Below are 8,203 nucleotides of genomic sequence, written 5' to 3'. Positions count from 1 at the left end.
ACCGAGGCGTGCGCAGCGGCGCTCGACTGGTTCGCCCACACGCATCCCGGCGAGCCGGTGGTGCTCTCCACCCAGACAGCCAACGAGGCTGCGATGCGCGTCGCGGCGAAGCTGGGGTTCACCGAAGTGGAGCGGTTCGAGGACTACGGCGCCGAACAGTGGCTCGGCGTGTGGTACCCGGGCACGCCGTCCGCTTGAGCTTATGCCGCGCGCCCGTCTTTCCTTGATCGAATGACTCGCGTGTAGCTGCCACAAGGACAGCTTATTGTCTGGAAGTAACGGGCACGATTCCCAGATCCACTCCTGTCACCGCCGATCTTCCTTGTCCTTTTGTGCCCGTTTTTCCTTGAGAATGTTCTGCAACTGCTCAATTTCTTCATCCGACAGGCGAACGTCGTTTAAAAAATTGGTCATCATCGTTCCGACAGCTCCATTGAACACCCTTTTCAGAAACGACTCGCTCTCCACGCGCCTACAGTCGCTTTCTTGAACGAGCGGATAGTACAAATAGCTGCGTCCCGATTTTTCGTAGCCGATGGCCTGCTTTTTCAGCAGCCGATTCAAAAAAGTGCGCACAGTCGGTTCGGTCCATTCGATATCGGCAGGCAAGCGTTCAATGATTTGCTCAGCCGTTGCGGGATGCTCCTGCCATATCACCTTCATGACTTCCCACTCAGCTTCCGAAATTTTAGGAATTGGATTCATGCTCTCACCTGTCTTTTCTTGTACGATCATAAAAGTCGTTCATAAGTAAATATTACGTTTGTAAAAATTTGCTGTCAACCAATCTCTTCCTTTTTTTATGAAGATGATTGTCAACAGCGCCGTCATCTACGATAATAAACAGCAAGAGTGTAAAAACACAGTTCCCGGTTGGTAGTCCGGGCGCAGAACATGCGCGCGTGTCTCTGTCAGTAACCTTCCCCCCTCGGGATGTCCGACACTCTTGAATTTTTCAGAGGGGGCGGTTTGGGTGAAACTAACCGTTTATTTCGATGGACAGTTTTGGGTTGGCGTGGTCGAGCATGTGGAAAATGCGCGGCTGACAGCATGCAGATTTCTGTTTGGTTCCGAGCCAAAAGACGGCGAGGTGCTTGACTTCGTCTTGCATCGTCTGTTGCCCGGACTGGATGACACAAGACAGTCCGTACAAGTAAAAGCAGCCGTTGCGACCAAGATCAACCCGAAGCGGCTGGCTCGTCAAGTGGCAAAAGAGCTGCGGCAAAAAGGAGCTTCCACCTTTGCCCAGGAAGCGATCAAGCTGGACTGGGAAGCGCGCAAGGTTGAGAAGAAAGTATTAAGTCGCAAGCAAAAGCTCGAGCTGCAAGAACAAAAGTGGCAGCAAAAAGTCCAGAAAGCAAAAGAAAAGCACAGAGGCAAATAATTTTCCCCTGCGCGCAGACTCACGCTCCTTTGCACGGAGCGTGAGTTTTTTTATTTCGTTTGGACGAGCTGCGGTTCAAGCGAGCTTCGGCCGTACGGATTGTAGCCGATCACAACGATTTTGTCATCTTCGGTCACGAGCACGTGATAGTGGGACCCCGGCCCCTCGATCGCGTAATCGTACGAAGAAGCTACCAGTCGGACAGGGCGGGGAACGCGTTTTTTGGCAAGCTCATTCCAGTCGTGCTCGTACAGCTCGCCATCCTTCGTTATTCTCAGTCTCCCACTTGCCAAGGCGATGTTTTCTTCAAGCTTTGGCAACACTGCAACCTTCCCCACTTTCCACTCGTCGCCATCGCGATCGACTTGGAATTGCAGCTCCGCAACCGCTCCCGAATCCGTCATCGCATAGACAGAAACATCTTCCGTCGTGTAGCGGACAAAATATTGCGGAGCCAATTCACGCACTCCTTTTACACCGGGCACTTTGACAAATGCTGGCTGCTTGGCTGTTTGCTCCGCATAAAGCACTTCCCCGGTTTTTGTTGTCGCGAGGAACGTATACGCGTTGGCGTACAGCTTGGTGATTTGCGAAATGACAGCCGGATCGATCTGAACGGCTTCTGCCTTGCCGATTTTGATGTTCGCAGGCTCGTAAATGCCGTGCTTTTCGACAAACTCGTGCTGCAACTCGACTGTGTACAGCCGATCGTCCGCTAAACGCACCAGCAATCGTCTTTCTCCTCCCACCACGTCTTTCGCAGGGGCAGACAAGGACAATTCCTGGCAGGTGGCAAAATCATCTGTCCACATCTGGACTTTCCCCGCTGTATCCACAGTTACCGCTGTATTCAAAATGCTGGTGATTGCCTGAATATTTTTGGGACCTTGCACCTGATAAGGCACAAGCTTGTCGTTCATGCCCCAAAGCGTGCCATCTTTGCGGACAAAAAACGGCTTGCCCATCTCCGTGCTCACTTGCCGGACGTCTTTCAACTCCCCGATCTCCGTCCATTCCGTGAGCAGATGCGGCAATCTGCCCAGCTGTCCCGTCATGTTGCTGCCCCATGAATATACGTGTCCGGATTTTTGCAAAGCGATCACGTGATCCGTGCCTGCCTGAATGTCAACAATATCGCGCAAGCCTGCGATTTGCACAGGTACGTTTACGAGATTCGGCTGCTTTTCGCCAAGCATGCCGAGTGCGTTGTTTCCCCAGCCCCAGACCGTGCCGTCTTTTTTGCTGAACAAGTACATCCCTTCGCCACCCACTGCCATGTTGACAGCACCGTCGGCTTCGCGCGGAGCACGCGTCAGCTTGTTTTCATCCGGGTCAAACACGTGCACCTCACCCGTTGTGGTTTGTATCAGCGCACGATCAGAGTAATCAAGCGCGATTTGCTTCACCGCCCCCGGGACATTCACCAACTGTGCAAGCTCGGCTTTCAGCTCCTGCCCCTGGCCGCTGACGTAGTACAGCTTGCCGTTTTGCTCCAACACAAACAAGGAAAAAGACGAACCGTATATATGCGTCACCTTGGCGAAAGCACCCAACTGGGCAGGCTTGCTCTCTCCTTGCATCCACGTCCACACGGTCCCATCGTCCTTGAGCAGTACGAGCACGCCTTCGTTTCCATTTAACTCACTGATCGACTGAATGTGATCCAACCCCGCCACTTTTTCCGGCTGTGCCATGTCGTTCAGCCGCCAGACCTGACCGTCTTTCGTCAGCGCATGGTCTCCGGAGATTTGTTTGACATTTTGCAATCCCGCGAGCTTTTGCGGAAAATCTGCGTCCTTTTCTCCCTGCACGCCCCAACCCCAGACGTTGCCCTGGTTGTCAAAAGCGTAGGAGATGCCAGGACGCCAGCCATACCCCGCTCCATCAAAAATGTTGTCCGTCGCAATTCTCTCCATGCCGGACAAGGCGGTCGCTTCTTGTAAAACCGCCGGAGAGCTTGCAGCCGGCTTTGCTTGCGCAGTCTTTTGCGCGATGTTTCCGCATGCCTTCATCGTTACTTCGCTGGCTTTGTCGGCTGCTGCACCACTGCCGCTGGCCTGTTTTTGCGCCGGAGTCGCTGGCGTGGCCGTTTGTTCTGCCTGCACGCTCCCAGAAGCAACGAGGACAAAAGTCAAACCGCTGCACGCCAGCACCTTGAGTTGATTCCGATTCCACACGTGCTCATGACACCACCATTATTTGGATTTATGGAGACAATACTTGATTAGACGTTTACTGGCAAAAAAAGTAACGGTATCTTCCCGAACATTTTCCCATAAAAAAACCCCCTTTGGCTCCGTGGCGAAGCAAAGGGGGTTGAATCGTCTTGCTTGCTAATTAATACGGCTCCGCAGCATGACCGTCTTCCTCGGCCTGGCGCACGCCAGCACCCGGATTCGTCGCTCCCATCGGCCCGCCGTGTCCGTTGTCGGCATTTTGACCACCCTGCTCGATGCCTCGCTTCAAGCGTGCGCCGTACTCCTCGTCACACTGGAAAAAGTAGCCGAGCATCTTTTCCTGAATGCGCCGATCACAGGACAACAAGGCATCGGTCAAATTGGCGATCAGATCGTCCTTTTCCCAGTCTTCCAGCAGCCGATAGCGCTCGCCAGCCTGTTTGAAATCGTTCGTGCGGTCAATTTTTTGCCGGACAATCTTTCCTGACACCGTCGGCTCATGGTCGGGAGCGCCCTGCTTTGCTTCATGCAGCCCGCCGAGCGTGGACGGCTCGTAATTGATATGCGGCTGTTGGCGGTCCACATGGTAGAGCATTTGGCCGCCTTCCTGATTGGTCGCAACGTGTTTTTTCGGAGCGTTGATCGGCAGCTGCAAGTAGTTTGCCCCTACCCGATAGCGCTGCGTGTCCGAGTAGGAAAACGTCCTGCCCTGAAGCAGCTTGTCATCCGAGAAGTCCAGACCGTCGACGAGCACGCCCGTCCCAAAAGACGCCTGCTCTACTTCCGCGAAATAGTTTTGCGGATTTTTGTTCAGCACCATTTTTCCCACAGGCAAAAACGGGAACTGATCCTCCGGCCACAGCTTCGTCGGATCGAGCGGGTCAAAATCCAGCTCGGGATGCTCGTCGTCGCTCATGATTTGCACGCACATTTCCCACTCCGGGTAGTTCCCTTGCTCAATCGCTTCATACAAGTCCTGTGTCGCGTGATTGAAGTTTTTCCCCTGTATTTCTTCTGCTTCCTTCTGCGTCAAGTTTTTGATTCCTTGCGAAAGCGGCTGCCAATGGTACTTGACCAAAACACCCTCGCCCGCCTGGTTGACCCATTTGTATGTATTGACGCCAGAGCCTTGCATTTGCCTGTAGTTCGCCGGGATGCCCCACGGTGAAAAGAGAAACGTAATCATGTGCATCGCTTCCGGCGTGTTGGAAATAAAGTCGAAAATCCGCTCCACATCCTGAATATTCGTCACCGGGTCTGGCTTGAAGGCGTGGACGAGGTCAGGGAATTTCATCGCATCGCGGATAAAAAATACTTTCAAATTGTTTCCGACCAAGTCCCAGTTGCCATCTTCCGTGTAAAACTTCACGGCAAACCCGCGCGGATCGCGCAATGTCTCTGGCGAGTGCGCACCGTGGATAACCGTGGAAAAGCGCACGAATACCGGAGTCTGCTTCCCGCGTTCCGCAAACAGCTTTGCTCTCGTGTACTTGGCGATCGGCTCATTCCCGACTGTCCCGTACGCTTCGAAGTATCCGTGCGCTCCGGCACCGCGCCCGTGCACGACACGCTCCGGGATTCTCTCCCGATCAAAATGCGTGATTTTTTCCAGAAAATCGTAGTTTTCCAGAACAGTAGGGCCGCGGTTCCCGACGGTTCGCATGTTTTGATTGTCGGTAATCGGATGACCTTGGCGGTTCGTAAGCAGCTCCTCTTCCGTTGCTTTGCCTGACGTGGCCTGGTTGTCTTTTTCCATGTTCATCCTCCCTGTCCAAATTCTCGCTCGTTCATGAGAATGGTTTCCGAACCAGGGAGTCTTTATGCGGGAACAAGCAGAGAAAAGCGGGAATTAACGGGAGGCTTCGTAGGCGAGATCGCTGCGTAACACGGGCACGGTCTGGCTGTGGTTCCATTGAGCAGCAAGGGTGACATCCTCTGTAAATCCCCTCGCGGCAAGCTCTCAGCCCGAGCCGCAGTCGTACAGCATGGCGACGGCAAAACGATCTTGCTCCCTTCTGGAAGCGTCATCAGACAGGACGGAGATAAAGAAAGCGGCTCGCCGCGTTTGCCCGCGAGCAAGGCGCCTTGCTTTTGTGCATAAACGGCCGCTGTCTCGTCTCTCGTGCGATACGGATAGACGACTCCGCCTCGCCCGCACACGATGTCGACGCAGGTCGTAAACGAAAGCACATCAATGATTACTAGAATATCAGAGTGGCCCGCCAGCTCCTCCACCCCGTCATATCCCCATTCGAAACGCGCCGAATAGTCTAATTGCTTGAATATGGAAGCTTCTTTCAACATTTCCACCGCTTTCTATCAGAAATGGTTACTCGTCCCATTACGTTCGCCGTTACAAAAGGAGACAAGACGTAATATTGTATATTGTCCCATCAGTTAAGATTGAAGAATGGAGTGATCTGGGATGTCTGAAATGGAGTTTGCAAGCACACACGACAGAGATGGAGGCCATCATCGCAGAACGACGGTGAGAACAACAGGTATTTTGCAAAACAACCTGAACGTTGCTCTTACCGCTCACATCGACTTGGTCAACCTCAACGACGAACCTGTAGAGGTGCGTGTGCAAGTATTGAACTGGGGCGATGCTGTCACACAAACCAATCCAGTAGGTACGCTTCTCGACGTAACACAAACCCTTGCAGCCAACACTCGTATTGCCTTGAACGCAACTGTTGTTGCGACCAACCACTACGAAGTGCGCCTGATTGTCGGCCGTAACGGCAACGCCGAGAATGTCCTTCTGACAACTTACGGACGTACGTCTGTCGGCGGCGGTCAAGTAGTTGGCTTGTCTGTGCTTCCTAGCCAGCTGCTTACTGTAGAAATCGACAGCCACTGTCTGTAATTGTCGCACCCTTTTCCCAAAGAACTATGGTAGTTGCCATAGTTCTTTTTTATTTTTCGATCCGTTTATACCAGTGCGGAGTGCGCCGTTCGAAAGCATCGTACTCTTCGACGATAAGATTGACCCGCGCGATCATGTCCGGCAGCTGCTCGGGCACAACTCGCTTGGTCCAGATGATGGAGGAAAAAACGGTCATTGCCGTATAGACGTTGAACAAGGTCCAAAATTCGTCCGGAATCTCCTGATGATTCCAATACCCGGCCAACTGACCGTTGCAAAACGGAACGCTCACTTCTTTGCTGAAAAAAACCAGCTTCACAAACTCGTGAACCGGATCGCCCCAATCGTAGCGATTAAAGTCGATCACCCCGGCATAAGTGCCATCGCGGACAATCAGGTTGCCGACATGGAAGTCGTCATGCAAAAACTGGTTCGGCCGTCCTTCCAGACAGGCCAAGTGCCGCTCAATGTAAGCCAAGATTTTGTCTCCGTACGGAAGCGGTGGCGAGAACGTTTGATACGCCTCGACGTACCTGCGATGCTTTTGCACGCATCGGTCTATCCAAGGCGGGATCGCCGCTGGAGCCGCAAGCTGATGCATGGCTGCCAAATCCTGCCCCGCCAAAAATCCTGTCTGCTGCTGTTCGCTTTCCGTGTAAAAAGGCAAGCGATCTCTGGCATCCTCGCCCTCGATGTAACTCACGAGCATGTAGCAAATCCCCAGCTCTTTTCGCACGCCAAAAGCAAGCGGCTTGGAAGCCCGGATCGGATACGACGCAAGCGACTGCAAGACAGCAAATTCCTGCGCTTTTTGCTCAGCCTGCTGCTCGCTTGCGACTCGGAGCACCACAGTACGCCCTTCTGGCAAATCGACACGGTATTTTTTGTCTGCGGAATGTCCTTTTTTGATTTCGTTCACGCTCACAGCCTGTTGCAGCAGCGGAACGGCCTTTTGCAGCGATTCCAACCATTCTTCCATCTTGTTCCCTCCCCGTTCTTGCTTGAAAGACAGCATTCTCGATTATACGGGAGAACAAGCGTGTATGGGTAGAGAAAAAAGACGCCGGGATGCATCTCCCAACGCCTTGTCTTTTCGTTATCGTTATCGGGCTGTCCAACCGCCGTCAATGACCAATTCCGTGCCTGTTACGAAGCTGGATTCATCAGAAGCGAGATACAGGACACCATAAGCGATATCTTCCGGTTGCCCAATCGCGGCAACGGCGTTCCCCTTTCAAACATTTGTCCAGCCCCGTGATCGAGCGCTTCCTGAATCATCGGCGTCACGATAATTCCCGGGTGAACGGAATTGACGCGGATGTTGTCTGGGACAAGCTCGACAGCAGACGCTTTGGCAAGCGAGCGAAGCGCTCCTTTTGCCGCCGTATACGCATTCGTGTAGTTCAGGGCAACCAAGCCAGCGATGGACGAGATGTGAATGACGGAGCCGCCGCCCGCTTTCTTCATTTCTGGCACCGCGTATTTCATCCCGAGCATGCAGCCTGTCAAGTTGATGCTCATCACTTTGTTCCACTGCTCCACGTCGAACTGTTCCAGTTTTTGATCCGTACTGACGCCAGCGTTGTTGACCAGTACGTCTACTTTGCCAAAAGTGGCGACTGCTTTTTCCACGACCTGTGGCTCGAACACGACATGCCGTACACACCGAAATTCATGGCGACGAATTTGCTCGTCATGGCTACCAAAGGAGCTTATGTAAACAATCCGTTTCTGTAATTCGTTCCCGCAGACAATCGAGTAGGAGGGGGCGAC

Annotated in this window: 8 protein-coding genes and 1 pseudogene; 3 read left to right on the top strand and 6 right to left on the bottom strand. The window is 53.1% G+C overall.

What is annotated here, in order from left to right:
* On the top strand, positions 1 to 198 hold a 198-nt coding region (locus DEP07_RS24875), incomplete at its 5' end, for a GNAT family N-acetyltransferase (RefSeq protein ID WP_287103180.1).
* 108 nt (positions 199 to 306) lie between these two features.
* On the opposite strand, the gene DEP07_RS24870 is transcribed toward DEP07_RS24875, so the two are convergent.
* Positions 307 to 705 carry a BlaI/MecI/CopY family transcriptional regulator gene (locus DEP07_RS24870; protein WP_173597366.1) on the bottom strand — a complete coding sequence of 133 codons (399 nt, stop codon included), beginning with the start codon at positions 703 to 705 and terminating at the stop codon, positions 307 to 309.
* A gap of 268 nt (positions 706 to 973) precedes the next feature.
* Between DEP07_RS24870 and DEP07_RS24865 the strand changes: the two genes are divergently transcribed.
* Positions 974 to 1,384 carry a YjdF family protein gene (locus DEP07_RS24865; protein ID WP_122966841.1) on the top strand — a complete coding sequence of 137 codons (411 nt, stop codon included), beginning with the start codon at positions 974 to 976 and terminating at the stop codon, positions 1,382 to 1,384.
* Between the two features lie 50 nt (positions 1,385 to 1,434).
* Here DEP07_RS24865 and DEP07_RS24860 read toward each other — a convergent pair whose 3' ends face one another.
* From DEP07_RS24860 to DEP07_RS24850, 3 genes are all read right to left on the bottom strand, one after another.
* Complete coding sequence (locus DEP07_RS24860; protein ID WP_287103179.1) at positions 1,435 to 3,561, bottom strand: RCC1 domain-containing protein; 2,127 nt, start codon at positions 3,559 to 3,561, stop codon at positions 1,435 to 1,437.
* Between the two features lie 160 nt (positions 3,562 to 3,721).
* A complete protein-coding gene (locus tag DEP07_RS24855; RefSeq protein ID WP_242771433.1) occupies positions 3,722 to 5,317 on the bottom strand; it encodes a catalase in 1,596 nt (531 codons plus the stop codon).
* 62 nt (positions 5,318 to 5,379) lie between these two features.
* Positions 5,380 to 5,865: a 2-phosphosulfolactate phosphatase gene (locus DEP07_RS24850; RefSeq protein WP_229049923.1), complete on the bottom strand. Its 486-nt coding sequence runs from the start codon at positions 5,863 to 5,865 to the stop codon at positions 5,380 to 5,382.
* A gap of 121 nt (positions 5,866 to 5,986) precedes the next feature.
* Between DEP07_RS24850 and DEP07_RS24845 the strand changes: the two genes are divergently transcribed.
* The gene (locus DEP07_RS24845; protein ID WP_122966843.1) at positions 5,987 to 6,430 is read left to right on the top strand and encodes a hypothetical protein; all 444 of its coding nucleotides are present in this window, start codon (positions 5,987 to 5,989) and stop codon (positions 6,428 to 6,430) included.
* A gap of 49 nt (positions 6,431 to 6,479) precedes the next feature.
* Here the strand turns inward: DEP07_RS24845 and DEP07_RS24840 are convergent, their stop codons facing one another.
* Both DEP07_RS24840 and DEP07_RS24835 read right to left on the bottom strand, forming a co-directional pair.
* A complete protein-coding gene (locus DEP07_RS24840) occupies positions 6,480 to 7,409 on the bottom strand; it encodes a phosphotransferase family protein (protein WP_173599334.1) in 930 nt (309 codons plus the stop codon).
* Positions 7,410 to 7,532: 123 nt separating this feature from the next.
* Positions 7,533 to 8,062, bottom strand: a pseudogene (locus DEP07_RS24835) (SDR family oxidoreductase).
* Between the last annotated feature and the right edge of the window lie 141 nt (positions 8,063 to 8,203).

This window comes from Brevibacillus sp., from assembly GCF_003521185.1.
Taxonomy (GTDB): Bacteria; Bacillota; Bacilli; order Brevibacillales; family Brevibacillaceae; genus Brevibacillus; species Brevibacillus parabrevis.
This window is presented reverse-complemented; position numbering and strand designations above follow the sequence as displayed.

Excerpts from the sequence above, each read along its gene's own strand:
- DEP07_RS24855 (WP_242771433.1), bottom strand. The coding sequence starts at position 5,317 with ATGGAAAAAGACAACCAGGCCACGTCAGGCAAAGCAACGGAAGAGGAG.
- DEP07_RS24840 (WP_173599334.1), bottom strand. The coding sequence starts at position 7,409 with ATGGAAGAATGGTTGGAATCGCTGCAAAAGGCCGTTCCGCTGCTGCAA.
- DEP07_RS24845 (WP_122966843.1), top strand. The coding sequence starts at position 5,987 with ATGTCTGAAATGGAGTTTGCAAGCACACACGACAGAGATGGAGGCCAT.
- DEP07_RS24870 (WP_173597366.1), bottom strand. The coding sequence starts at position 705 with ATGAATCCAATTCCTAAAATTTCGGAAGCTGAGTGGGAAGTCATGAAG.
- DEP07_RS24850 (WP_229049923.1), bottom strand. The coding sequence starts at position 5,865 with ATGTTGAAAGAAGCTTCCATATTCAAGCAATTAGACTATTCGGCGCGT.